We start from the raw sequence: 24,087 nt of genomic DNA, 5'->3' as shown, positions 1-24,087 counted from the left end.
TAAATTGAGAATGACAAAGGCGATAAAGTGTGAGCTCGAGCAACATTAAGTATTGCCAAAAATCACTTTTTTACCCGTCTGCAATCCTGATATCAAGTCTTTGATATGATGGATGTCCAAATTGCTTTGCGCACGTGTGCAAGCAACATAGAGCAAACGCAATTCTTCTGGGCTTATCTTGACCGCATTGGTGGTCACATCATAATAAAAATCATCATCGAGCTGTACTTTGCCCCATTCAAGACCTTTCGCTTTATGCGCGGTTGAGATGACATAATCGGCATTTTCAATACTGGATAGGCTATTCACGGCTTGGCTGAGTACATTAGTCCCATGGTCGTCGACCAATTTAACCAGAGTTTTTAAGTCACTGCCTTCGTTGGTTTCAGAATATTCTTGTACGTCACCCCAATTATAAAAATATGCCAGTTCAGGGACGCCATACGCCGATTTACCATTCTTTAAATTTTCGGCTGCCTGACAGAACTTAAGCATACGATCGGTATCCGCTTGTAGTGCCACCCGGTGACCGAGTTTAAGTCCAGTCAATAGCTGCGACATCGCAGCAGCATTGGTACGACATAGGATGGCATCTTTTTTACTGTGTGCCATGCCTTTTTCGGTAGAAGACTGCTTATTGGGGTTGCCTTTTAACGGTACGTCTTCTTGCAAGGCTTTGAGCAAAGTATTGGCAATCTCAGCAATCGGTTCACCAAAGCGAAACGACTGCGTCAACAAGGTCTGCGGCAATGGCAGCTTTTTCATCGCATTGATCGCGCCGCGCCACTCATAAATCTGCTGATGGGCGTCGCCGACATAAATCACCTGCCGTGGCTGCTGGGTCAAAATCCCCATCATTAAGGGGTCGGCATCTTGCGCTTCATCAAACAAGATGAAATCCGCAGGAATACTGGGCTTCGATAATGCCCATAATTTAAGATAGATATCATGCCCAATACCAGCCGGATGGCGCGCATCAATCGATTGTAGCCAGCGTTGCTCAACGGCAGGGTAGAGCATCTCGCGCAGCTGCTCGGCATCAGAATCATCGAGCCAACTTGGAAATTCAATATGCCGTGGTGCAGGATAACTGGCATGCGTACTACAAAAATTGTTCACCGCATCACTAACGAAGCGCGACAAGCGTGCTGGCGTGAGGGTGATATATTTATTAACCCCATCCATTTGCCGACGTACTTGCACCGGTTGTAAGCCTAAATCATCACCCAGACGTTTGGGTGAAAAGCGTGGCAACGACAGTTTGGCGGTAATATCACGGGCGACATGACGATAGGCGAGTGAGTGAAAGGTACGGCAATCCACGTGACCTGGGAATTTTTGCCGCGCATCGTTGGCAATCGCCTTGTTAAAGGCTAGATATAAGCCGCGCCCACGTAAGCGTTCACCGATTAATTTGAGCGTCGTTGTTTTACCTGCGCCTGCATAAGCGACCACTTTAAATGACTTGTGATCCATTGCCATATTAAGCGCGCTCAGCTGCTCATCAGTGGGATCGCTCATATAAGCTGGCATAGATGCGGACATAATAAAACTACCTAAAAGACTAAAAGTGAGTAAAAACCATGGGGGTAAAAAAAGCCACTGGATAAACAATGGCTGGCGGACAATGATGACGCTTAGTAAGGCTAATAACTACTAAGCTAATAAATGGGGTAGAGGACAGTCGAAAACAATTACTATAGGGGCTGTGTTTTTTTACTCGTTATCTACGGCTGTCGAATCAGAATTAGGCTTTTCTTTGATTAAGATTTTTGCTAATAGAAGCCCTAACTCAAACAATAGCCACATGGGAATGGCGAGTAACAACATCGACACACCATCAGGCGGTGTAACGACTGCTGACACGGCAAAACAACCCACAATAATATAGCGACGTTTCTCTTCTAGGCTTTGAATGGAGACAATGCCCACCAATATCAACAGTAAGGTCACCACTGGAATCTCAAAAGTCAGGCCAAACACCATAAACAGCTTAAGTGCAAAGCTTAAATAACTGTCGATATCCGTCATCGGCAAGACATTCTGCGGCGCAAACATGATAAAGAATTTCAACACGCCTTTGAGCACGATAAAGTAAGAAAAAGCCACACCCGCATAAAATAAAAAAATTGATGACGCAAGCACAGGAATCGCGATTTTTTTCTCTTTTTTATACAACCCCGGTGCGACAAATGACCAAATCTGATACAAAATATAGGGCATGGCACAGAAGGCAGCGACAAAAACGGTCAGGCGTATCGGCGCCATGAAATTGGAGGTGATATCCGTGGCAATCATGGTCGAATTGGCGGGTAGCTGAGCGACCAATGGATCGGATAAAAAATTATAGAGCTCGCGCGAAAACCCAACTAACGCTAAAAATATGACCAACACTGCCACGCATATTTTGATTAAATGCGAGCGTAGCTCAATCAGATGCTCAGTGATTGGCATATCAGCGAGTGAGGCTAATATGTCATTAGAGTCCTCATCAATCGCGGTATCAGCTACTTGCTCTCGGTCTGCGTCAGCGACTTTTTCTTGGCGACTCTTTTTGCGTTTAAATAAACCCACTAATCAGTCTCCTGCTTATTAACAGAAAGCTGTTTGTTTAAAGCGCTGTCTAAAGGCCGGTTTAGTAACATATCTGCTTTATAGTTTGGTAAATAGGGCGCTGCAGGTAAGCGTCGTGCCTTATCATAAGCGCCCAAACGAAACCACATGTTTTCCCATGGCTTGGTGGTGATGGCTTGAGTAATTGGTTGAGTATTAGCAATAGAGGCAGTTTTTGAGGTTTCGTCGTCAGTAGCGTGTTTCAGCAATTGCTCAGAATCTGTTGCTGTTTCGTCCTGACCGTAGGCGTAGTCGAATACCTTGGGCGTGATAGATGGCGTGTTTTTTTGACCGCTAGCATCTTGCTGGTGATTGCTTTTGTCATTATTAGCATGATCAGCGTCTGGGTCATGCGCAGCTTTTAGAGTCTGGTTCTGTGAAGACTCAAACTCTTGCATACTGCCGCGCATTTCTGCCATCTCACGCCGCATCTCCGCCTCAGTCTCACGGATTTTAGCCAGCTCTTTTTGCATTTGTTGCCGCGTTTCAGCCAAGTCAAGCTCAGCCTCTATTTCAGACTGTAACGTAGAGACCGTACGGCGAATTTTAGCATACCATTGCCCAGCAGTACGCGCTGCTTGGGGAAGTTTTTCTGGACCCAAGACAATTAAGGCAATAACGCCAAAGAGCAGTAATTCAGAAAACCCAATATCAAACATAATGGTTGATTATCACTATCTAGATGCTAGCAGTATTATACCCAGCACTATACTCGGTATTATCAATGGTGCTTATCGTCAACAGGCACAGTGTCAATATCGCTATCTTTCACTTTATTGGTTGCGGCGCGATCTGTTGGGTGTGCATTGCCATCATGATCGAGAACCACCTGTTTTTTGGCATGCTCTGCATTTTCGTCTTTGACTGCCTCTTTAAAGCCTTTAACAGCACCGCCCAAATCCTTTCCTGCATTTCTAAGCTTTGAGGTGCCAAATACGACCACCACTACCACCAATAATATCAGCCAATGCGTAATGGAAAAACTGCCCATAATGGTATCCTTAATGTCTTGGTTGCGATATCTATATATGAATGCCTTTATTTTATAGAATATAGATCTATTAAACAAAAAATATAGACGTAAGATGCGAAGCTAAAAAGAGCTATATTATAACCTACCATTGTGACAAAAAGGTGAAAGCAATAATAATCAAACAAGGAAGATGCTTATTCTAGAGTTCCACAAGTTATCTTTGTAATTTCACAAGTTATCGAGCCGCTTTTTCATCGATGCCTGATAGTCCAAAGCGTCGTCCCAGCTCATTCAACACCGCGTCCGACTCTATATCGAACCATGCCAGCCCAACCAAAGTATGAAACCAAACGTCGGCCACTTCGTAGATAAGCTCGTGCCGCGCTTCGTCATATTGTGCTTTGTCCGTATTTTCATCACAATGGGCAAAATCTTTGGCAGCGATGATACTCTCTGTGCTTTCTTCGCCCACTTTTTCTAGGATTTTATTCAACCCTTTTGCGTATAAGCTTGCCACATAAGAGCTGTCAGCGTCTGCTTGCTTGCGCTCTGCCAATACCTTATCAAGCTGTTGCAAAATAGAGGTATTGTCCGTTTGGGTATTATGATTTTCAGCGGCGTTATTAGCATTATCCGCATTAAGCGCAGCAGTATCGTGGTTGTGATCAGTAGCGCTGGCGGTTTTATCTGATTGATAAATATCTGCAGGGTCTTTTAATACCTTATCGACAGTTTGCCATTGCGGCGTTTGCCCAGACAAATCCAAACGCTGATAAAAGCAAGACTCGCGACCCGTATGGCAGGCGATACCCCCAGCTTGAGTCACGCTCAACACAATCACATCGGCATCACAATCTAAGCGAATATCATGGACTGTCTGAGTATGTCCTGATGACTCGCCTTTATGCCATAACTTGGCACGCGAACGTGAAAAATACACGGCGGTTTTTGTTTGTGCCGTTAATTGAAGCGCTTCAGCATTCATCCACGCCATCATCAAAATGCGCCCCGACGCATGGTCTTGAGCAATCGCAGGAATCAAACCATCAGCGTTAAACTTTATGGCAGTTAGCCAAGCAGGTAAAGTCATAATCTGTCTGTCGTCTTATAATTAGGAAGTGGTCAATAATTAAGTGGTCAGAAATAAAAGTCAATATCAGTATTGGCTATCTACTGATAAGATAAATAAATAGCTTGCGTCTATTGATGGACTACGTAAATTGATGGGTTATATCAGTGTTTATCAGAGCTCGAACAACTGCGGATACAAGGCTTTTTTAATCGTATTATCCAGCGTGGTTACTTTATTAAGGCGAAAGTCATAATTGACAAAATGCTGTCTGGCCTTTGCCACTATTTCGCCATTGTGCATGCGTGTGGCTTTGAACACGATATTGCCGCCATTATCATAAAGTGGCTCAACGCCCACCTCAAACAAAAGCTCTTCACGCGCCCGTACACAGCTGAAAACATTCAGCTGTAACTCATTAATAATCAAGCCTTGATGATCAGCGTTAATCTCTTTAATACCTTTGGCGTATAAAAAACGCTGCATAGCTTCCGTCAGCAAACCGGTCAATGACTCTAGGGCTAAATGTTGACCCATATCAATTTCGGTATTGCGCACGCGCATCACCGTTTCAAACACAAATATTCCGTCATCAAAGTTTAATTCTTGGTTTGACAACGCTTTCTCCTAGAATGATTGTCCATAATCAATTTTTTGAGCGCTTGGCAAGCGAGCTTAGGGCGTGTCCTCAATTCAAGCGCTTGTATCTAAATGGGCTAAAAATGGCTAAATTTTGCCAAACATCGTCAAATAGCTGATTAATATCCTGATATTATTTGCGCTATTTTCCTCATTTGACGGCAATTTATCTCATTTTTATGACCATTTCTAAAATGAGGACACGCCCTAGCAGTCCAAAAGCAACGAGCCGCGTATAATCCAAGACAAATATAGGCGATAAATGGCGTCGTTTATCGTCGCTTTAAGGTATAGCGCCGCTTAGTGTCTACTTAAGCACAGCTCAAGCTGACATTCAATCTATTTGCAAAAAAAATCGTGATTTACTAGGGTCTATTGAACATTCACAAATAGCCGTCACCAGTGCCACATTTGAATGTTCAATAGACCCTAATAATAACCAGACAGAACCTATTAAGGTAAGGCTAAAACTTTCCTTGGCAAAACAGCGCACTATCTGCTAAAATAGCGCCTCCCACCTCGAGGCAAATAGAGGTTTAGTGGTTGTTTTTAAAGCCACTATTCGTTATTGACTATTTGACGACCAGGTTCTATTAAAGACAAAGAGGCAAATCATCATGAAAAATAAGATGAAAACCAGAAGCGGTGCAGCTAAACGCTTCAAAAAAACAGCGAATGGCTTTAAGCGTAAGCAAGCCTTCAAAAGCCATATCTTGACCAAGAAATCAGCTAAGCGTATTCGCCAGTTGCGCGGTCTAAAGATGGTGGACAAATCTGACGAAGCAGCAGTTCGTCGCATGTGCCCATACCTCTAGTCGACTATCGTCATCTATTTTTAATTAAAAATATGTGACTTTGCAATCTGACAACGATGTCTGTTATTTACTAACATTCATTTCATAACATCGTTAATCGCTTAACAATATCTTGGAGTAATTTATGGCCCGTGTAAAACGTGGTGTACAGGCAAATCGCCGTCACAAAAAAATCTTAAAGCGCGCAAAAGGCTACTACGGTGCCCGTTCACGTGTTTACCGCGTAGCGGTACAAGCAGTGACCAAAGCTGGTCAATATGCTTATCGTGACCGTCGCAACAAAAAACGTACTTTCCGTCGTCTTTGGATTGCACGTATCAATGCTGGTGCACGCTTAAACGGTTTAAGCTACAGCCGCTTTATCAATGGCATGAAATTGGCTAACATCACTGTTGATCGTCGCGTACTTGCTGACATCGCTATGCATGATGCAGCAACTTTCACAGCCTTGGTCGAAAAAGCAAAAGCAGCCCTAGCATAAATATTAACTGTCCTTTAGGCATGCCGCTTGTTAAGTGATTATCTATAGTTACTTACTCATAAGGGATTATCTAAATGGATAGGACTAATATTGATTAACAGGTCGATATTAATAAAAGCTACCGCTGGTCGGTGGCTTTTTTTATATTAAATTATTTTACGGTCGGTTTTATTACCGTTATGATGTAAAACGCTTTTAGGGAAGTTGCACTTTTCATTGTCTAAATATTCAAGCCATTTCTGTAACACGTCTTTAATTTACAATGAATGGGTAAATGGTTTGCAATATTTGGTCAAATCCCTACAATTATAAATCACTATTACTAATAGTCCGTTTAAATCAGGAAGAATGCGTCTTATGACTACCCCTGCTGCTACCACCGATTTGTCGGCGCTACCGACCTTGTCTACAGAGCTCAGCGAGCTAACTGAAGCTCAGCTCACTGAGCTGGCCAGTGCTGCTGAAGCGTTGATCCTACAAGTAACTGATGTACGTGCGCTGCAAGATTTGCGCGTACAATTGACAGGCAAAAAGAGCCCGCTAACTGGCTGGTCAAAGCAGATGGGTAAACTCAGTAGCGATGACAAAAAAACCTATGGCGGCTGGTTACATCAAGTCCGTAGCCGTATTCAAGATGCATTGACGGCGCAGCAGCAGCAGCTAGAAGTGGCTGCACTAAATGCTAAGCTTGCAAGCGAAAGCATTGATATCACTTTGCCTGCTCGCGGTGGCCAAAAAGGTCACTTGCATCCAGTAACGATGATTACTCAGCGTATGCAGCAGTACTTTATACAAGCAGGTTTTAATGTCGCAACTGGCCCTGAAGTTGAAAGCGATTATTATAACTTTGAGGCGCTTAATATCCCTTCGCATCACCCAGCACGGGCGATGCACGATACCTTCTACTTCGATGCGCACTATCTATTGCGTACGCATACCAGTCCCGTGCAAATTCGTACCATGGAAAAGAATGAACCTCCGATTCGTATCATCTGTCCAGGTCGCGTTTATCGTAATGATTCGGACCAAACCCATTCGCCGATGTTTCATCAGTTAGAAGGTTTAATGGTTACTGAATCGAGCACTTTTGCTGAGCTAAAAGGCTTGATTAGTGAGTTCTTAGAAGCGTTCTTTGCTAAAGAATTGACTGTTCGTTTTCGTCCGTCATTTTTCCCATTCACTGAGCCTTCTGCTGAAGTCGATATCCTCGATGATAATGGTAAATGGCTTGAGGTCATGGGCTGCGGTATGGTGCATCCACAAGTGCTAACCAACTGCGGTATTGATAGCGATAAATACACCGGCTTTGCTTTTGGTATGGGTATTGAGCGCTTTGCGATGCTGTACTACGGCATTGACGATTTGCGCCTGTTTTTCCAAAACGACGTACGCTTCTTAAAACAGTTTGGCTAGAGCGCTCCTTGTTCATATAAAAAGTGCTCCTTGTTAATACAACAAGTTGATTCGCCAACCTTTAATCCAAAATCTTTATTATAAAATTCTGATCCGAGATATTTATGAAAATTAGCGAACAGTGGCTACGTCAGTGGGTAAATCCAAACAATAGCAGTGAGCAATTGGCTGAACAACTTACCATGGCAGGGCTTGAGATTGACGATCGCTTTGCGGTTGCCCGTGCCTTTAGTGGTGTGGTCGTCGGTGAAGTCATCAGCGTCGAGCAACATCCAGATGCTGATAAACTGCGCGTTACGCAGGTGAATATTGGTGCCGCTGAGCTGTTACAAATCGTTTGCGGTGCGCCTAATGTCTACGTCGGTATGAAAGCACCTGTTGCGACCGTTGGGGCAGTGCTCCCAAGCGATGATAAGAAAGGCTTTAAAATTAAAAATGGCAACCTGCGTGGTGTCGACTCTAACGGTATGCTTTGCGGTGGCTCTGAAATTGATTTGGTGGACGATATCGATGGCCTGCTTGAGCTACCAGCTGATGCACCAGTCGGTATGGATATCCGTGAATACTTAGGCTTAGACAATCAAATCTTAGATATCTCTATCACCCCAAACCGTGGCGACTGCTTCAGCGTACGCGGTATTGCGCGCGAGATATCGGTTATCAACGATTTACCGATGCAGCAGCCTAAAATTCCTGCCAACGTGGCAGTTACTGATAACGTTTCTACTACTACGCCAGCTGTCACAGTTAGTGCAGTTGAAGCGTGCCCGCGCTATTTACTACAATCAATCAGTAATATTGATCGTAGCATCGACACCCCAAGATGGATGCAAGATGCGTTGGTTCAGTCTGGACTACGCTCGCATAACTTCTTGGTTGACGTGACCAACTATGTATTGATGGAATTGGGTCAGCCGCTACACGCGTTTGATGCTGATACCATTGAAGGCGATATCGTGGTACGTTTGGCACAGCCTAGCGAGACCCTCACTTTATTAAATGAGCAAACCATTATCTTAACCGGCGATGAATTGGTCATTGCCGATGATAAAGGTGCATTGGCACTTGCTGGTATCATGGGCGGTCAACGTAGTAGTGTCACTGACAGTACCACCAATATTATTGTAGAAAGCGCTTTCTTTAGTCAGCTTGCTATTGCCGCTCGTGCACGCCGTTTTGGTCTGCATACCGATGCCTCACAACGCTTTGAGCGTGGTGTCGATTTTGAATTGCCAGAGCTTGCTTTGGCACGCGCTGTTGATTTGATTACCAGTGTCACTGGTGGTCAAGCTGGGCAAATAGTAAAAGTGGAAAGCAGAGAGCACTTGCCAGCACGTACGCCGATTACTTTGCCAATCACTAAAGTCCGTGAGGTCATCGGTATTGAGATTGAGCCAGCCGTGATGGTGCGTATTTTGACTCAATTAGGCTTTGAGGTAGATCAGCAAGTCGATAGGCTGATTTGCACGCCGCCATCGTATCGCTTTGATATGAGTATTAAGGAAGACTTAATCGAAGAGATTGCCCGTATTTACGGTTATGACAATATTCCGAGTGTGTTGCCGCATTTGCAAGTCAGCATGGATTATGACGATACTGCGGATTTAACGCATGAAATGAAGCTGGCCTTGGTCAATAATGGCTATATGGAAGCCATTAGCTTTAGTTTTAGTGATGCAAAAATAGAAGCCTTGCTCGATGATAAAGCGCTTGGAGAAGTGTTGGCACTGGCCAATCCTATCTCTAGCGACTTGGCGGTGATGCGCCGTACTTTGCTATCAAGCTTATTGCCTTGTGTACAATATAACCTTAATCGGCAACAGCCGCGCGTGCGTTTCTTTGAAACGGGTCTTAGCTTTGTCGGTCAAAGTATTGGCGAATTGGTACAAACGCCAAGTATTGCATTGGTCGCAGTGGGTGACATTTGGGACGAGCAAGCGTATCAAAACCGTGCGTTAGACTTTTATGACCTCAAACACGACATCGAACAATTGCTACCAGCGCAAATCGATAGCGCCCGCATCCGCTATGAGCGTAGTGCGCTTGCTTTCTTGCATCCGGGTCAAAGCGCAAAACTCTATATCGATAATGAGTATGTCGGCTGGTTGGGTCAATTGCATCCTAACACCGCTAAGCAGTTAGATTTGCCAGCTACGTGGGTGGCTCAATTATCACTTGCGCCGCTACTAACACTTGCTCGTGAACAAGATGCGATTACCACGCCAAGTAAATTCCCACAAGTACGTCGTGATATTGCCATTTTAGTAGATAGCGATATTAGCTTGCAGACCTTAGAGTCGACGATACGCACGGCAGCAGGTGAGCTATTGACTGACCTATGGTTGTTTGACGTCTATCAAGGCGACAATGTACCAACTGGGCAGCGTTCATTGGCTTTTGCTTTGGTATGGCAGGATAGGTTACAGACCTTGTCTGATGAAGCAGTCAAAACCGCGACTGACAAAGTGGTACGAGCTTTAACTGAGCAACATGCTGCGAAGTTGCGTGACAGCTAGCATTTAGCATTAATAGTAGAGCATGCTCTGTAGCCTTTATAATTGTGAGGCTATAGGGCATTGCTATTTATAGCGTTTTTTATCTTATCGATAGATTTTATTTGTAAAAAAAGTTAAGTGGTTATTAATAAAGGATTTTAATGCAGACTTTATTAAAAAGACGGTAAAAAACCTTTATAATGACTAGGGTCTGTTGAACACTCAAATATTAGGACTGCTGATCGCTAAAGTCGCATCAAACTAGGCGTAAACCGACGATAATGTCGAGACCTTAGCTAGGTTTACAACAACGTTTGGGGTGATTTTAGCATCAGCCTTTCAGGGCAGAATTATTTTTTGCCAATATCTGGCGAAATTGTCTAACCTAGAATAACTAGGCATCCAAAATTTCACTGCGTATTGTCTAAAAAATAGCTGCTGCCAGTGTCATATTTGAATATTCAACAGACCCTAAGATTAACCTGATACCGCTAATCCATGATATTCGACATCACGACATAGCATAGGAGTCGTACTGTGAGCACCTTAACCAAATCTGACATGATTGAGCATTTGATGAGTCATCTGAACCTGACACGCCAAGAAGGCCGCTGTTTGGTAGAGAATTTTTTTGATGAATTGTCAGAGAGTTTGATTGATGGCAACGAGGTCAAGCTTTCAGGCTTTGGTAACTTCGAGCTTAAAGATAAAAGCAGCCGTCCAGGACGTAACCCTAAGACAGGGGAGCCCGTGGCAGTATCAGCACGTCGTGTGGTCACCTTTAAAACAGGGCAAAAATTTCGTCAACAGGTTGATGAGCGCCTATTTGATGAGTAGTAAATAGCAGCTACTGAGTCTGAGTCCTACCTAACGCTTGTCATTGCGAGATCTTATAATATCGCGATGTTGTTAAAACTGACATGAGTGCTCTATAGTTGTAAATATACTAAATAGCAGACATAAAAAAAGAGAGCATAGGCTCTCTTTTTTTTACTACAGTATGTTTACCGTCGAGACGATAAAATTACTGAGCTGGCTCTTCAACAACAACTTCGTCAGATGCTGCAACAGCAGTATCAGTTTCGCTAGCTACGTCTACGCTAGTAGTAGTACCGTCTACAGGAACTTCAGCGTCCATTTCGTCAGTAGCAGTTGCAGCTTGTGCATCAGCGATGTCAGCTTCAGCACCGGCAACAGCAGCTTCAGCATCAGCAGTAACTTCGCCTTCAGCAGCAGCTTCGTTTAGCTCTTCAGAAGCATCTTGCACTTCTTCTTGCGCGTCAGATAAATCTTCAGCAGCGTTTTCTTTGTTGCTATCACAGGCAGTAAGGCCCATAGTTGCAGTCATGATACCAGCTAGAGCAAGTAATTTAAGTTTCATATGGTTTTCTCCGGAAAAATGAAATGAGCAGTAGCAGCGACAAAGGTTGAATGTCCGAGATGTCTCAGAATTCAACTAGTCTTAGTCACAGCTACTCAGCTTCCACGCATTCTATATGTTTTCTTTTCAAATGAAAAGACCTTGTACAATTGAGTAACAATAAAATTGTAAAAAGTATTTTACATAGCTCATCTAATATAATTTTTAATACAACAACCTCAATGAATCTACGTATAATTAACCAAAACCAAGCTGTTTTTAGACCCAATAAACGTCCATTATTGTTTAATATTTTCTTTTAAATATATATGCTTAGACGGATTACCTTAAATAGTACAGGCATAAAATTAATGTCTTATTAAGGCTAGGTAAATATTGTTAAGGATAGGTAAGTATTGCAAAAAGAAATGATACAAATAGGACCAAGCTTTAGATAACTAACAAGCATGGTTGTAGCAAAAGCGATTCAAAAATTATATAACATGAATAACTATCCATACGAATAGCAGGATGTATCGTATGTTTCTGGAGTAAGATTATGAAATGGCAAGGCAGACGAGGCAGCTCCAACGTACGTACGAGTAGCGGCGGTGGCAAGATGATCGGTGGTGGTATTGGCGGTATTATTATCGCGGGTATTTTGTGGTTAGTGTTTGGGGTCAACCCCATGACAGCCTTACAGACGGGTCAAGTAGTGGCCGGTGGTAGTAATACCTCGACTGAGCCGGCGACCAGTGATGACCGTGATACACAGTTTGTGAAAGTCGTGCTCGCTGATACAGAAGAAGTGTGGCATCAAATATTTAATGAGGGCGGTAGTACTTATCAGGAACCGTCGTTAATTCTTTTTAATGGACAAGTCAGTTCAGCCTGTGGCAGTGCCACGGCAGCGACAGGACCTTTTTATTGTCCAGGTGACCAGACGGTTTATTTAGATACGTCTTTTTTCGTAGAGATGCGTCAAAATCTAGGCATCGCAGGTGATCAGCAAGACTCTGGTGGTCAAGATAATGAAGGTAAGGCAGGTGACTTTGCCCAAGCCTATGTGATTTCACATGAAGTCGGCCACCATGTACAGACACTATTGGGTATTACTCAGCAGGTCAGTGAAGCCAGTCGTCAAGTCACGCGTGCAGAAGCCAATAAGCTCTCCGTGTTACAAGAACTACAAGCTGATTGCTTCGCAGGGGTATGGGCGCAGCGTAACCAAGCGCGTGTCCAGTTCTTAGAAGCAGGCGATATAGATGAAGCCATCAATGCTGCCAGCCAAATCGGTGATGATCGTCTGGCACGTGCTAGCGGTGGAGCGGTAGTTCCTGATAACTTTACTCATGGTACCAGTCAACAGCGCGTTCAATGGTTCACTCGTGGTCTAGAGAGTGGCAGTGTGCAGACTTGTGATACCTTTAGTGGCGCATTGTGAGATAGTAGCGCGTTGTAAGAATATTCTTAAAGTCATCAATGATCTATTAGACACAAAAAAGCCTGCAATGATTTGCAGGCTTTTTATTCTTACCGCTATCGCTTAATAGCTTCGATATTTATAACCAATTATTTGGTTTGGTCATAGATGTAACCACCAGCACCACCAAGTGCTGCACCAGCTAGTGCGCCACGTGCGATATCTTTGCTATCGCCTTTGCTTCTGATAAGGGCACCAGCAGCAGCGCCAGCAGTCGCACCTTTTACAGTGTTGCTTGCATTGCCGTATGGACCTGAGTTACAACCAGTCATGATTAGTGCTGAGCTAGTAATAGCTGTCATTGCAAATGTTTTAGCAAATTTCATAATGTCACCTGTTAAGTTGTTAAATTAAAAATACAATATACACGATATTTTTGAATACGTTTTACTACTTTTCATAGTAGTCGTTTAATACCTTTCTAGTCGTGGTAAAAACGCTAACCTTTGCAAATAGAGTGTAAAATATGTTGCTTCACTGTATCGATGGTAGTGCTTTTGATGAGGTTTATTGTATTTGATTCGATAATACGCTAACTGTTTTCATCTCTATTACTTATGTGAGTCAGAAAAAAGACCGCTTATAAGCAAGCGGTCTTTTTGTATAATAGCAACGATAAGACGATTAGTTTTGAGATTTACGTTTCATTTGCTCAAAGAACTCGTCATTGGTTTTCGCTTCTTTTAAGCGATCCAATAAAAATTCAGTGGCTTGTACACCATCCATCGGCTGCAGCAATTTGCGTAAAATCCAAACCTTACGTAGTTTGTCTTCGTCTAGCAAACGCTCTTCGCGGCGTGTACCAGATTTTTTGATATTAATCGCAGGGAAGACACGTTTTTCAGCCAAGTCACGCTCAAGCGTGATCTCTTGGTTACCCGTTCCCTTAAACTCTTCAAAAATAACGCTATCCATCTTACTTCCAGTATCAATCAATGCACTGGCAATAATGGTCAAACTACCACCTTCTTCAACGTTACGCGCAGCACCAAAGAAACGTTTTGGACGTTCTAGGGCATTGGCATCCAGACCACCCGTCAACACTTTGCCTGACGATGGGATAACCGTATTATAAGCACGTGCTAGACGCGTAATTGAATCAAGTAAAATCACCACGTCTTGCTTGTGTTCAACCAAACGCTTGGCCTTTTCGATGACCATTTCAGCAACTTGTACGTGACGCTGTGGAGGCTCATCAAAGGTAGAGGCGACCACTTCACCGCGTACCGTACGTACCATCTCGGTCACTTCTTCTGGACGCTCATCAATCAATAGTACGATCAAATAGCATTCAGGATTATTACGAGTGATTGATTGCGCGATGGTCTGTAGCAACATCGTTTTACCCGCTTTTGGCGGTGCGACGATGATAGAACGCTGACCTTTACCAATCGGTGCGATCAAGTCGATGATACGACCAGTCAAATCTTCAGTGGTTCCGTTACCAAGCTCAAGTTTTAAATGCTCAGTTGGGAATAGGGGTGTCAGGTTCTCAAAGATAAGCTTATGACGTGAGCGATCTGGCGTATCAAAGTTGATTTCGCCAACTTTTAATAGCGCAAAATAACGTTCAGAATCTTTGGGCGGGCGAATGGTGCCAGCGATACTGTCACCCGTTTTTAGGCTAAAGCGACGGATTTGACTTGGGCTGACATAGATATCATCAGGGCCTGCCAAATAAGAGCCTTCGGAGGAGCGCAAAAAGCCAAAACCATCAGGGAGAACCTCAAGCACACCATCACCGTAGATGGCTTCACCGTTACGAGCATGGGTTTTTAGGATAGCAAAGATAATGTCTTGTTTACGGCTACGAGCCATATTATCAAGACCCATTTCTTTGGCGATAGCCAATAGCTCAGCGATTGATTTTTTCTTTAATTCAGTAAGATTCATAGATAGGTCATTAGCAATTGATCAGATGAGAGATGCCATTAGCAGCACAAGTCACGACAGTGATTAAAATAACGGTAATATGATGATATGGGTGTGTGCACAGCGCTGTAGTTTATGTAGTTTTGGTTTTATATGTCTGCTTATGTACGCATTGCCATCATCGGAGGCAAGGTAATAAGAAATAAGGATAAAAAAGGCTACATAAGAGTCTGCGTCAAAAACTCAATATCAGTAATTGCGTTTAGTCATTTTGTTCAGCAATGGTGTTTATAATGACGATTGTGTTTTTGTTGATAAACACGAGGAGAATAGCGACAAGATACTTAGGAAAACAGTTGGTTTTCTCTTGTCAGCAGACTATACGGTCTTCACAATAGCGTTGTCAATAAATTTTGCCAAAAAAGTCACATTATCGAGTTTTTTGCACAAAAAACAAGCAAAAAAGCCACTATCTTAGTCAGATAATGGCTTTCTCAGTTATTCTATTTTACCCGCTCAAGATAGTCTGAAGCGAGAAAATTCAACTTATAAATGCTTGTCTAGTACTTTAGCCAATTCAGCTTTTGGCTGTAGGCCCATTACTGAATCAACTTTTTCGCCATCTTTGAATACAAATAGCGTTGGGATGTTACGAATACCAAAACGGCTAGCCGCTTGTGGGTTGTTGTCTACGTCTACTTTGACGATTTTAACTTTACCTTGGTACTCAGTCGCTAGATCTTCTAAAATAGGGGCGATGGCTTTACAAGGACCACACCATGGAGCCCAGAAGTCTACTAGTACAGGTACGTCTGATTGTAGAACGTCTTGATCAAAGTCTGTATCGGTAGTATGTACAATAAGGTCTGACATAATTTTATCTCTCTTGTTTTATTACTTCTATCACCACTCATCGACCTATATATCGGTTTAATAATAAATCAGTTGGTGGTCAAAGAATTGTTTAGAAGGGGTGAAAATGTGCCATTATATTAACATGTTTGGCAACGATTGGCAGACGCCAGCTGGTTAAATTGCTTAACAATTACTATTAGCACAATAAATCGAAACATAACTAAACAGGTTATGTTCTATCTGTCACTTGCATCCTCTGTTGTCATTTTAGTTTTGCACTCACACCTGACCTTGGCTTTGTGCGCTAAGATTGTTTTTATGCTCAGTTTCAGTTTCAACGTTAGCTAAAAGACTTAGTGTCAGTATTCAGTTTGTATACTTCAGTGTAGATAATTCAATTCAGATGCTATTGTCAGCTTGGCTTTTTGATACACGCTAGTCCCCAACTTTAAATCCAATAATATAATTTAAGTCCAATAATATAAGTAGCTTTTTTTATGCCTTTTACTGACGACAAAATCCTGACCCTTAACGCCCAAGAAAAGGACTATCCGCTTGAATTTTTTCAAGAATTTGCGCAAGCCGTTACCGTCTATGAAGATGATGACATCTGGGTGGTTGATAAGCCAGCAGGACTATTGAGTGTCGATGGTAAAACCCTAAAGGTGAGTCTGCTCGCGCGGCTTGAGCGTGCCAATCCGGCGGTTAAATTGATTCATCGATTGGATATGGATACCTCAGGGCTGCTCATTTTTGCAAAAAATGCCGAGGCGCAAACCAATATCAGTAAGCAATTTATTGAACGGTTACCACAAAAGAAGTATCAAGCACGGGTTTTTGGCGCGTGGGAAAGCGTAGGGGCAACGGGTAAAATCTCAGTGCCAGTGCGCTATGAGCCAAGCACCAAACCGCGCCATATCGTCGACCACGACTGGTCAAAGCACGCGCTCACTTTGTATGAAGTACTGGCGCATGAAGACTGCAATGGTCAGACGGTCACGCGCGTGATGCTAAAGCCAGTCACCGGTCGTAGCCATCAGTTACGTGTCCATATGGTACACGTCGGTCACGTCATGATTGGCGATCCCATTTATGCTGAAGGGGAGGCCCTAACGATTGCACCGCGGCTCAACCTGCATGCACAGCAATTGCGCCTCAAACATCCTACGCTTGGCGCGTGGATGGATTGGGAAAGCCCCAGCCCTTTTTAAAAGCTCTGTTATTAGGATCTATTGAGCATTCAAATGCTAGGACTGCTGATCGCAAAAATCACACTAAACTAGGCGTAAACCGATGATAATGTCGAGACCTTAGCTAGGTTTACAACAACGTTTGGAGTGATTTTAGCATCAGCCCCAAGTACAGAAGCAGGGGCAGGACTATTTTTTGCCAATACATGGCGAAATTGTCTAACCTAGAATGACTAGGCATCAAAAATTTCACTGCGTATTGTCTAAAAAATAGCCACTGCCAGTGCCACATTTGAATGTTCAACAGACCCTAAATTAATAATGTAAAAGTCATCATGCAAATTAAAACCCGTCATGTAAAAACAAGGAACGTATTATGCTTGATATGACTGCAACCAAACAAGCCATTAGCCAGCGCTTTAAACGCAAAAAATCACCAGCAACGCCGCCAGTAGATTGTGATGTTCTCATCATTGGTGCAGGGATTGCTGGCATCGGCATGGCCTGCCATTTACAACAACGCAAGCCAAAGAAGCAGCCGCGTAAGGCGGCAAAAACGCCGCCATTTATCGTGGTAGAAAAACGCTCAGATTTAGGCGGCACGTGGGATTTATTCACTTATCCTGGGATTCGCTCAGATTCTGATGCGCTGACCTTTGGCTATAGCTTTAGACCGTGGTTGGATCATCGCATGTTGGCAGCGGGTGAGGATATTAAGCGCTATATCGCAGACACGGCGCGCGAATTTGGCGTGTCGGAACATATTCGCTATCAGCATGAAGTCCAGCAATTGTCGTGGTCCAGTCGCGATCAACGGTGGTCAGCCACGATTAAAAATCATGCAAGCGGCGAGATGTCTACCTTGAGTGCCAACTTCGTCGTCGGTGCCACGGGCTATTACGACTACGAGCAAGGCTATCAACCGTATTTTGAAAAGGAAGAAGATTTCCAAGGTCGTATTGTCCATCCGCAGCATTGGCAGAATGTCGATTATGATGATAAAAAAGTGGTCATTATCGGTAGCGGCGCTACAGCAATGACCTTGCTGCCTGCGATAGTCAATAAAGACGATGGTCAATGCGTGCGCCATGTCACGATGCTGCAACGTTCGCCGACTTATGTGGCAAGCGTACCCGGTGATGATTATGCGCTTGACTGGCTGTCTGCTAAATTTTCGCCTTTATCAAAACAGCAAGCTTATACGCTGCTACGGACGCGTAACGTCTTAAGACAGCAAGGTGTTTATCAATTTGCTACCCACGCACCGAAAGTGTTAAAAGCGCTATTGACCCATGGCGTAAAAAAAGAGCTAAAGGGTAGTGGCGTGAAGGTTGATCATTTTGTACCGGCTTACAATCCGTGGGATGAGCGACTATGTGCGGTGCCAGATGGTGATTTATTTAATGCCTTGCATAGCAAACGAGCCGCGGTAGTCACTGATCAAATCAGCCACTTCACCAAAACGGGTATCATGCTTGAGTCAGGCAAACATCTCGATGCTGACATTATTGTCACAGCAACCGGATTGAAGTTGCAAATGCTCGGTGGTGCAGCCTTATATATCGATGGTCAGCCTGTCGATGTGGGCGCACGCATGACGTATAAAGCAGTCTTAGTTGAGGGTGTGCCGAATATGGCCGTGTTGTTCGGTTATATTAACGCCTCGTGGACGCTAAAGATCGACTTGGGCTGTCAGTATGTCGTACGGCTACTTGAGCATATGCAGAGCCATCGCTATCAGGTCGCTGTGCCAAAAGCTGAGACCAAGCACGAAAAAGTGCAGGTTCAGCCTGATACGGTGATGGGTGCACTATCGGCGGGCTATGTGCAGCGGGCGCAAGATGAGCTGCCCAAGCAAGGTGATCGTTATCCTTGGCACGTGACCAACAACTATGTCAGCGACCGCATCATGCTCAAGTACCGTAAAATAAAAGACGACTGGTTACGTTTTAGCCGTTAAGTGCGTTAGCGCCCATTCTTAACGGCAGTTCTTTGTTCACGATCTTTTATTGGTTGCCATTTAGTGCTTATTGATAAAATCAGCAACTTGTTTACTTAGCATTTCCCATAGGGTCTCTTGCGCGCTTTTGCTGCCCCAAGCGTTATGCGGGCTAAAGATGACGCGCGGATGATCACTGATGCTGAGTAGCGGATCCTCGTCAGTGATAGGCTCTTGCTCAAACACGTCGCTGGCATAACCGATGATTTGCTCGTTATTAATGGCATCAGTCAGCGCTTGGCTATCGACAACGCCGCCACGAGCAACGTTGACAATAAGTGGTTGCTTGGCCATTTTTGCCAGAGTATCTGCATTAATAAGGTGCTGGGTTTGCTCGTTTAATGGACAATGCAAGCTCAGCACATCAGACTGCGCCAGTACGTCTTCAAAGGTCGTATAATCCTCATTACGTGGGGCACGGCCTTGATGTTCTGCCCACAATACGCTCATACCAAAGGCACGGGCAATCTCGGTAACGCGCTTACCGATAGTACCGACGCCGATAATTCCCAGCGTTTTATCTTCCAAATCTATCAGTGGAATATCCAGTAGGCAGAAATTACCGTTACCTTGCCAAGTACCATCGACCACTTTTTGATGATAGTGAATGCTGGCGCGCATGGCAGTTAGCATGAGCATAAAGGTATGCTCGGGCACGCTTTTGACCGCGTAACCGGCAACGTTATACAGCGCAATATTGTGCTTAGTACAAGCGTCTTGATCGACATTATTCATACCTGTCGCTGTCAGCTGGATAAGTTTAAGCTTGGGTAGTTTAGCAATGACGTCAGCATTGATTTGGACTTTATTGGTGATGATAATATCAGCGTCTTTGCAGCGCGCCAAAATGACTTCATTGTCTTTTGGCGTATCATCATAAGTCACATAGTCACTGATGCCTGTCGGTGCTGGCAAGTCGACGCCATCAGAAAATGTCCCTTTGTCTAAAAAAACGGCTTGCATGGTTATTCCTTATCTCATTGTTATTTTAAATAGAGTACGTTTTAAATGGGCTTGCATTTTAAATAGGCTGACATAGTTATCCGCTTAATGTAGCACGTTGCAGGGTTTAGTCAAAAAGCATGTCAAAAACCCCATCAAAAAGCGCACAGTAAAAAACCTCTACTTCAAGTTGAAATAGAGGTTTTGTTTTATGGAACAGTTGTTTTTACACTTATAAAGAGAAACGCTTACGCAATTTACCTATTAGACTACGTACGCGACTGCTTAAATCAATACGCACATCGTTTTCAGGGTCGTGCTCGACTTCATAGCGCTTAACCAATTCAGGACTGGCTTTCAGTTTTGTATGATGCTGGAACGCACGGTTGACGCTAATCTCAAGGAGGCTAGCGCGCATTGGTTTTGGTAAGCAGCGATAGACCTGACCTTTATTAATCAAATCAATCAACAAGCCTGCATCTTGGAATTCAGTTTGTACTAAAACCACCAAGTGCGGCGCATCTTGTTTCAAGGTAAAGATAATCGGCGCGATGTTCTCGCCGCTGACATTGATGTCGGTAATACAAACACCGATATCTTCATTCGCCAAATAATCATAAGCTTCTTCTAAGCCTTTAGCATGCAGGACTCTATAGCTGTTCGAAAACTGCTTACGTATTTGCTCAATCAGATCGTTGGTTTCATCGATGACCAATAGCGTTTGTTTGTTGCCTGAGCTGTCGAATTGTTCAGCGTCTTCGTCTGGATTATAGGTCAAAGCTATTTCGGTGGCGCGACCGACGACGGCAAGCAGCTCTTCAGATTTACAAGGTTTGGTCAAATAACGATAAATCTCTCCATCGTTAATAGAGCCGATAATCGCGTTCAAATCAGCATAACCGGTCAATAAGATACGCATGGTAGACGGCGATACTTCTTTGACTTCGCGCAAGATATCGACACCAACGCGCTCAGGCATACGCTGGTCACTGACCGCCACGTGTACGTGGTTGTTTTTGATATAGTCGATATATTCAGTCGGGTCAGTGGTGATAAAAACGTCATGCGTTTTACGAAACAGCAGTTTCATCGAACGTAAAATGCGTTGTTCGTCGTCAATAAATGCCAGTTTTGGCTTTGGTTCAGACCCTAACTCCGTGCTAGGGGTTTCCATTTCAAATTCATTCATGATGGTATCCTTATGATGAATAATAGTGCTATAGCTTTATATAATCATTAAAATATCAATTATAATAAGACAGAACCTAGCGTTTACGCTGCTAGGCTTTGTTCCGTTAAGTCATTATCAATCGGTAGCGTTAAGGTAAAGGTGGTGCCAACGCCTTCGGTCGAGACCGCTTGAATGTCGCCATTATGCTGCTCCATAATCTGCTGACTGATGGCCATACCAAGTCCAGTACCTTCGCCTGCGCCCTTAGTGGTAAAGAACGGCTCAAAGATTTGATTGAGAATCTCTGTGCTCATACCTTTGCCGTTGTCGCTGACATCGATATAGACATTGCTGTCATCAGAGCGCGTCCGCACTTCGATTTTGCCATCCGGTTTTTCTCCCATAGCTTGCGCAGCGTTATTCAATAGGTTGACCAAGACTTGGTTAATCTGTGACGGCGAGCATTTAATCTCAGGCGTTGGGGCAAAGTCTGTGACAATTTCTTGATGTCTGATAGAGTTGCCAGCGATTTTCAATGACGCTTCGATACACTCGCGTACATCGATGGTTTTCACTTTTGACTCATCAAGGCGGGCAAAATTACGTAGGTTTAACACCATTTCAGTGATTTGCTCAACGCCAAAGAGTGAATCTTTAATCAGCTCTTTTAGCTCAGACGACAAGTCATCTTCTTGGATTTCATCGGAAGCACGGACGATATCTGCCAATAGCTTATCAATTTTGCCATCAGCAGCGGCATCCGTTTTAACGGCTTTTAACCCTTGTACCAGTTCAATCAGCTCTTCGTATTGCTCAGTCAACTGACCGATAATTTCAAGGTTGTTTTGCACATAAGATAATGGCGTATTTACTTCATGAGCAACACCCGCAACCATTTGACCTAACGTCGCCATTTTTTCTGAACGAATCAACTGCAGCTGAGAGTTTTTCAGCTCTTTTAGCGTATCTTGCAGCTCAGCGGTACGTTCTTCGACTTTAATCTCTAGCTGCTGATTGATATTGGCAAGCTTACCTTCGTTAGATTGGATACGGCCTAATAGGTCATTAATAGAGCCGTTTACCAGTCCAATCTCGTTGCGACCTTCAGCGAATTTAACCTCGCTTAGCTTATTATATTGCTTATTGTTAATCAGGTTTTCCGCTTTAGAGATTTTATCGGTGGTTTCTTTCAACGGTTTGAATGCCAAGAATGTCAGCATAAAGTAAATCACACCCGCTGTGATTAATAGCGCCAAGGCAATCCAGTTAATCAAGTTTTCACTGAGATTATCGGCGATAGCGTTAATTTCAGCATCAGGCTGGACAACGATAAGCTTCCAATAGGTCTCAGGAATCTCAAACACGTACGCTTGACTGCCGTTGTAGAAGTTGTCTTTAGTCAGCTCAAAGCTCTGCAATAAGCGACTATCCATAGCGTTTTGCTTGTTTTCGCTATTATTGAGATAAGCGGCATAATTGACCAAATAATAACCTTTGGAATCACCCGTTTCTGCTTTATCAATCGTATTCAATACTTGCTGTACTTGCGGCGATACGCTAGCAGCAACTTGCTCAATAGTCTCGTTACGTTGGACATCTAAGAAATCAAGCACCGGTTGCCAAGCAGGGTCTGAGTTGATAACTTGCTTAATATCAAGTGGCGTGCCTGTCTTTTCATCAATATAGCTCAAGCGTTCAGGGTTAGAAGAAGCGATAACCTTGTCACTGTTATCCAAGAGTAGAATGTAACCTGAACCTGAGCTTTCACTTAACTGAACGATGTTTTCTTGTAGCTGGTTTAGGGTAAAGTTGACCGTACTGGCACCCCAAAACTGATTGTCACGCTCGATTGCCACACCGCAGCTCATCGCCAGCTCGCCTTTGGTTTGGCTCGCGCGTACATGGTTCCAGATACAGCTCTCGGGTTTGAGCAGCTTTAAGACGCTAAACCAATCTTCCTGATAATAAGGATTGGCTGGATTTGGGTCGCTCAACACCGCTTGATAATCGCCGTTTTGACGTACCATCAGGAACGGGTGGGTAGCAGTATTTGCCCCAAGCGCACCGTTATCAGGCCAAATACCACCACTGCCTAACAAACTATAATCACGCTTATCAAAGGCATTGGCGGTACTGGCTTGTAAAATCGCCTCTTCTGTTGGCAAGGTTTGTGCGCTTTGTTGCAGCAGCAACGCACTACGCATCACCCGATTGATATCAGCAGAGATACTATTGACTGCCGTATTACCACGTTCAGCCACCAGTTTTGCAGATTCAAGGCGGATTTTCTCATAGCCTTCTTTATCAACAACATAAACGACGACGGCGAGTACGATTGCAAAAGCAATAAATAGAATAGTAGTCACTTGGGTACTGACTTGATTAAAAAAGCCAACTTTTTTGGAGGCACTCATGGTGGTGATGGTCCTTGGATAATGGTGACCACAAAAAAAACTGCCAATACAATTTAGGGTCTGATGAACATTCAAATGTGGTACTGGCAGCGTCTATTTTTTAGACAATACGCAGTGAAATTTTTGACGACTAGTCGTTCTAGGTTAGACAATTTCGCCATGTATTGGCAAAAAATAGCCCTGCCCTAAAAGGCTGATGCTAAAATCACCCCAAACGTTGTTGTAAACCTAGCTAAGGTCTCGACATTATCGTCGGTTTACGCCTGATTTGATAAAACGTTTGGGACGATTTTAGCAATCAGC

General features: G+C 43.7%; 21 protein-coding genes. 8 read left to right on the top strand and 13 right to left on the bottom strand.

Annotated elements, in window-relative coordinates; translation table 11 throughout:
- Positions 1-45: 45 nt before the first annotated feature.
- From ACSUPM_RS12865 to ACSUPM_RS12840, 6 genes are all read right to left on the bottom strand, one after another.
- Positions 46-1,545, bottom strand: a complete 1,500-nt coding sequence (locus ACSUPM_RS12865; RefSeq protein WP_350588139.1) for a UvrD-helicase domain-containing protein — start codon at positions 1,543-1,545, stop codon at positions 46-48.
- A gap of 171 nt (positions 1,546-1,716) precedes the next feature.
- A complete protein-coding gene (gene tatC, locus ACSUPM_RS12860; protein ID WP_350588140.1) occupies positions 1,717-2,574 on the bottom strand; it encodes a twin-arginine translocase subunit TatC in 858 nt (285 codons plus the stop codon).
- A complete protein-coding gene (tatB, locus tag ACSUPM_RS12855) occupies positions 2,574-3,272 on the bottom strand; it encodes a Sec-independent protein translocase protein TatB (protein WP_025651515.1) in 699 nt (232 codons plus the stop codon). The genes tatC and tatB overlap by 1 nt, the downstream gene beginning before the upstream one ends.
- 62 nt (positions 3,273-3,334) lie before the next feature.
- The gene (gene tatA / locus ACSUPM_RS12850) at positions 3,335-3,604 is read right to left on the bottom strand and encodes a Sec-independent protein translocase subunit TatA (protein ID WP_025651516.1); all 270 of its coding nucleotides are present in this window, start codon (positions 3,602-3,604) and stop codon (positions 3,335-3,337) included.
- Positions 3,605-3,821: 217 nt separating this feature from the next.
- Positions 3,822-4,676 (bottom strand): bifunctional phosphoribosyl-AMP cyclohydrolase/phosphoribosyl-ATP diphosphatase HisIE, encoded by an 855-nt coding sequence (gene hisIE / locus ACSUPM_RS12845; protein WP_025651517.1) that lies wholly within the window; start codon positions 4,674-4,676, stop codon positions 3,822-3,824.
- Positions 4,677-4,829: 153 nt separating this feature from the next.
- Positions 4,830-5,273, bottom strand: a complete 444-nt coding sequence (locus ACSUPM_RS12840) for a thioesterase family protein (RefSeq protein WP_025651518.1) — start codon at positions 5,271-5,273, stop codon at positions 4,830-4,832.
- 638 nt (positions 5,274-5,911) lie between these two features.
- On the opposite strand from ACSUPM_RS12840, the gene rpmI reads away from it, so the two are divergent.
- The 5 genes from rpmI to ACSUPM_RS12815 all read left to right on the top strand — a co-directional run bounded on the left by rpmI (position 5,912) and on the right by ACSUPM_RS12815 (position 11,335).
- A complete protein-coding gene (gene rpmI / locus ACSUPM_RS12835) occupies positions 5,912-6,109 on the top strand; it encodes a 50S ribosomal protein L35 (protein WP_025651519.1) in 198 nt (65 codons plus the stop codon).
- Positions 6,110-6,233: 124 nt separating this feature from the next.
- Positions 6,234-6,590 (top strand): 50S ribosomal protein L20, encoded by a 357-nt coding sequence (gene rplT, locus ACSUPM_RS12830; protein WP_025651520.1) that lies wholly within the window; start codon positions 6,234-6,236, stop codon positions 6,588-6,590.
- 357 nt (positions 6,591-6,947) lie between these two features.
- A complete protein-coding gene (pheS, locus tag ACSUPM_RS12825; RefSeq protein WP_037026232.1) occupies positions 6,948-8,003 on the top strand; it encodes a phenylalanine--tRNA ligase subunit alpha in 1,056 nt (351 codons plus the stop codon).
- Positions 8,004-8,107: 104 nt separating this feature from the next.
- Positions 8,108-10,519 carry a phenylalanine--tRNA ligase subunit beta gene (gene pheT, locus ACSUPM_RS12820; protein WP_350588141.1) on the top strand — a complete coding sequence of 804 codons (2,412 nt, stop codon included), beginning with the start codon at positions 8,108-8,110 and terminating at the stop codon, positions 10,517-10,519.
- Positions 10,520-11,035: 516 nt separating this feature from the next.
- Entirely contained in the window at positions 11,036-11,335 is a 300-nt protein-coding gene (locus ACSUPM_RS12815) for an integration host factor subunit alpha (RefSeq protein WP_010197859.1), read from the top strand.
- Positions 11,336-11,522: 187 nt separating this feature from the next.
- On the opposite strand, the gene ACSUPM_RS12810 is transcribed toward ACSUPM_RS12815, so the two are convergent.
- Complete coding sequence (locus ACSUPM_RS12810) at positions 11,523-11,879, bottom strand: hypothetical protein (protein ID WP_025651523.1); 357 nt, start codon at positions 11,877-11,879, stop codon at positions 11,523-11,525.
- 538 nt (positions 11,880-12,417) lie between these two features.
- Between ACSUPM_RS12810 and ypfJ the strand changes: the two genes are divergently transcribed.
- A complete protein-coding gene (gene ypfJ / locus ACSUPM_RS12805) occupies positions 12,418-13,302 on the top strand; it encodes a KPN_02809 family neutral zinc metallopeptidase (RefSeq protein ID WP_173240031.1) in 885 nt (294 codons plus the stop codon).
- 128 nt (positions 13,303-13,430) lie between these two features.
- On the opposite strand, the gene ACSUPM_RS12800 is transcribed toward ypfJ, so the two are convergent.
- The 3 genes from ACSUPM_RS12800 to trxA form a co-directional block, all read right to left on the bottom strand.
- Positions 13,431-13,667, bottom strand: a complete 237-nt coding sequence (locus ACSUPM_RS12800; protein ID WP_025651525.1) for a glycine zipper 2TM domain-containing protein — start codon at positions 13,665-13,667, stop codon at positions 13,431-13,433.
- A gap of 298 nt (positions 13,668-13,965) precedes the next feature.
- Positions 13,966-15,234, bottom strand: a complete 1,269-nt coding sequence (rho, locus tag ACSUPM_RS12795; RefSeq protein WP_055125334.1) for a transcription termination factor Rho — start codon at positions 15,232-15,234, stop codon at positions 13,966-13,968.
- Between the two features lie 525 nt (positions 15,235-15,759).
- A complete protein-coding gene (gene trxA / locus ACSUPM_RS12790; protein WP_057761928.1) occupies positions 15,760-16,086 on the bottom strand; it encodes a thioredoxin in 327 nt (108 codons plus the stop codon).
- Positions 16,087-16,565: 479 nt separating this feature from the next.
- Here trxA and ACSUPM_RS12785 point away from each other — a divergent pair, with 479 nt between their 5' ends.
- Positions 16,566-17,279 (top strand): RluA family pseudouridine synthase, encoded by a 714-nt coding sequence (locus ACSUPM_RS12785; protein WP_201578124.1) that lies wholly within the window; start codon positions 16,566-16,568, stop codon positions 17,277-17,279.
- Positions 17,280-17,634: 355 nt separating this feature from the next.
- Positions 17,635-19,218: a flavin-containing monooxygenase gene (locus ACSUPM_RS12780; RefSeq protein ID WP_436880001.1), complete on the top strand. Its 1,584-nt coding sequence runs from the start codon at positions 17,635-17,637 to the stop codon at positions 19,216-19,218.
- Positions 19,219-19,278: 60 nt separating this feature from the next.
- Here ACSUPM_RS12780 and ACSUPM_RS12775 read toward each other — a convergent pair whose 3' ends face one another.
- The 3 genes from ACSUPM_RS12775 to ACSUPM_RS12765 all read right to left on the bottom strand — a co-directional run bounded on the left by ACSUPM_RS12775 (position 19,279) and on the right by ACSUPM_RS12765 (position 23,784).
- On the bottom strand, positions 19,279-20,220 hold the full coding sequence (locus ACSUPM_RS12775; RefSeq protein ID WP_201577805.1) for a D-2-hydroxyacid dehydrogenase: 942 nt from the start codon (positions 20,218-20,220) through the stop codon (positions 19,279-19,281).
- 211 nt (positions 20,221-20,431) lie between these two features.
- Positions 20,432-21,388, bottom strand: a complete 957-nt coding sequence (locus tag ACSUPM_RS12770) for a response regulator (protein ID WP_025651532.1) — start codon at positions 21,386-21,388, stop codon at positions 20,432-20,434.
- Positions 21,389-21,471: 83 nt separating this feature from the next.
- The gene (locus ACSUPM_RS12765) at positions 21,472-23,784 is read right to left on the bottom strand and encodes a sensor histidine kinase (RefSeq protein ID WP_025651533.1); all 2,313 of its coding nucleotides are present in this window, start codon (positions 23,782-23,784) and stop codon (positions 21,472-21,474) included.
- Positions 23,785-24,087 lie beyond the last annotated feature (303 nt).

The sequence above is a fragment of the Psychrobacter okhotskensis genome, from assembly GCF_965638355.1.
GTDB classification, from domain to species: domain Bacteria; phylum Pseudomonadota; class Gammaproteobacteria; order Pseudomonadales; family Moraxellaceae; genus Psychrobacter; species Psychrobacter okhotskensis.
This window is presented reverse-complemented; position numbering and strand designations above follow the sequence as displayed.

Excerpts from the sequence above, each read along its gene's own strand:
- rpmI (WP_025651519.1), top strand. The coding sequence starts at position 5,912 with ATGAAAAATAAGATGAAAACCAGAAGCGGTGCAGCTAAACGCTTCAAA.
- tatA (WP_025651516.1), bottom strand. The coding sequence starts at position 3,604 with ATGGGCAGTTTTTCCATTACGCATTGGCTGATATTATTGGTGGTAGTG.
- tatB (WP_025651515.1), bottom strand. The coding sequence starts at position 3,272 with ATGTTTGATATTGGGTTTTCTGAATTACTGCTCTTTGGCGTTATTGCC.
- rho (WP_055125334.1), bottom strand. The coding sequence starts at position 15,234 with ATGAATCTTACTGAATTAAAGAAAAAATCAATCGCTGAGCTATTGGCT.
- ACSUPM_RS12775 (WP_201577805.1), bottom strand. The coding sequence starts at position 20,220 with ATGCAAGCCGTTTTTTTAGACAAAGGGACATTTTCTGATGGCGTCGAC.
- ACSUPM_RS12765 (WP_025651533.1), bottom strand. The coding sequence starts at position 23,784 with ATGAGTGCCTCCAAAAAAGTTGGCTTTTTTAATCAAGTCAGTACCCAA.
- pheS (WP_037026232.1), top strand. The coding sequence starts at position 6,948 with ATGACTACCCCTGCTGCTACCACCGATTTGTCGGCGCTACCGACCTTG.
- ACSUPM_RS12780 (WP_436880001.1), top strand. The coding sequence starts at position 17,635 with ATGCTTGATATGACTGCAACCAAACAAGCCATTAGCCAGCGCTTTAAA.
- trxA (WP_057761928.1), bottom strand. The coding sequence starts at position 16,086 with ATGTCAGACCTTATTGTACATACTACCGATACAGACTTTGATCAAGAC.
- ypfJ (WP_173240031.1), top strand. The coding sequence starts at position 12,418 with ATGAAATGGCAAGGCAGACGAGGCAGCTCCAACGTACGTACGAGTAGC.
- ACSUPM_RS12865 (WP_350588139.1), bottom strand. The coding sequence starts at position 1,545 with ATGTCCGCATCTATGCCAGCTTATATGAGCGATCCCACTGATGAGCAG.
- ACSUPM_RS12785 (WP_201578124.1), top strand. The coding sequence starts at position 16,566 with ATGCCTTTTACTGACGACAAAATCCTGACCCTTAACGCCCAAGAAAAG.
- ACSUPM_RS12810 (WP_025651523.1), bottom strand. The coding sequence starts at position 11,879 with ATGAAACTTAAATTACTTGCTCTAGCTGGTATCATGACTGCAACTATG.
- ACSUPM_RS12800 (WP_025651525.1), bottom strand. The coding sequence starts at position 13,667 with ATGAAATTTGCTAAAACATTTGCAATGACAGCTATTACTAGCTCAGCA.
- hisIE (WP_025651517.1), bottom strand. The coding sequence starts at position 4,676 with ATGACTTTACCTGCTTGGCTAACTGCCATAAAGTTTAACGCTGATGGT.
- rplT (WP_025651520.1), top strand. The coding sequence starts at position 6,234 with ATGGCCCGTGTAAAACGTGGTGTACAGGCAAATCGCCGTCACAAAAAA.
- ACSUPM_RS12770 (WP_025651532.1), bottom strand. The coding sequence starts at position 21,388 with ATGAATGAATTTGAAATGGAAACCCCTAGCACGGAGTTAGGGTCTGAA.
- pheT (WP_350588141.1), top strand. The coding sequence starts at position 8,108 with ATGAAAATTAGCGAACAGTGGCTACGTCAGTGGGTAAATCCAAACAAT.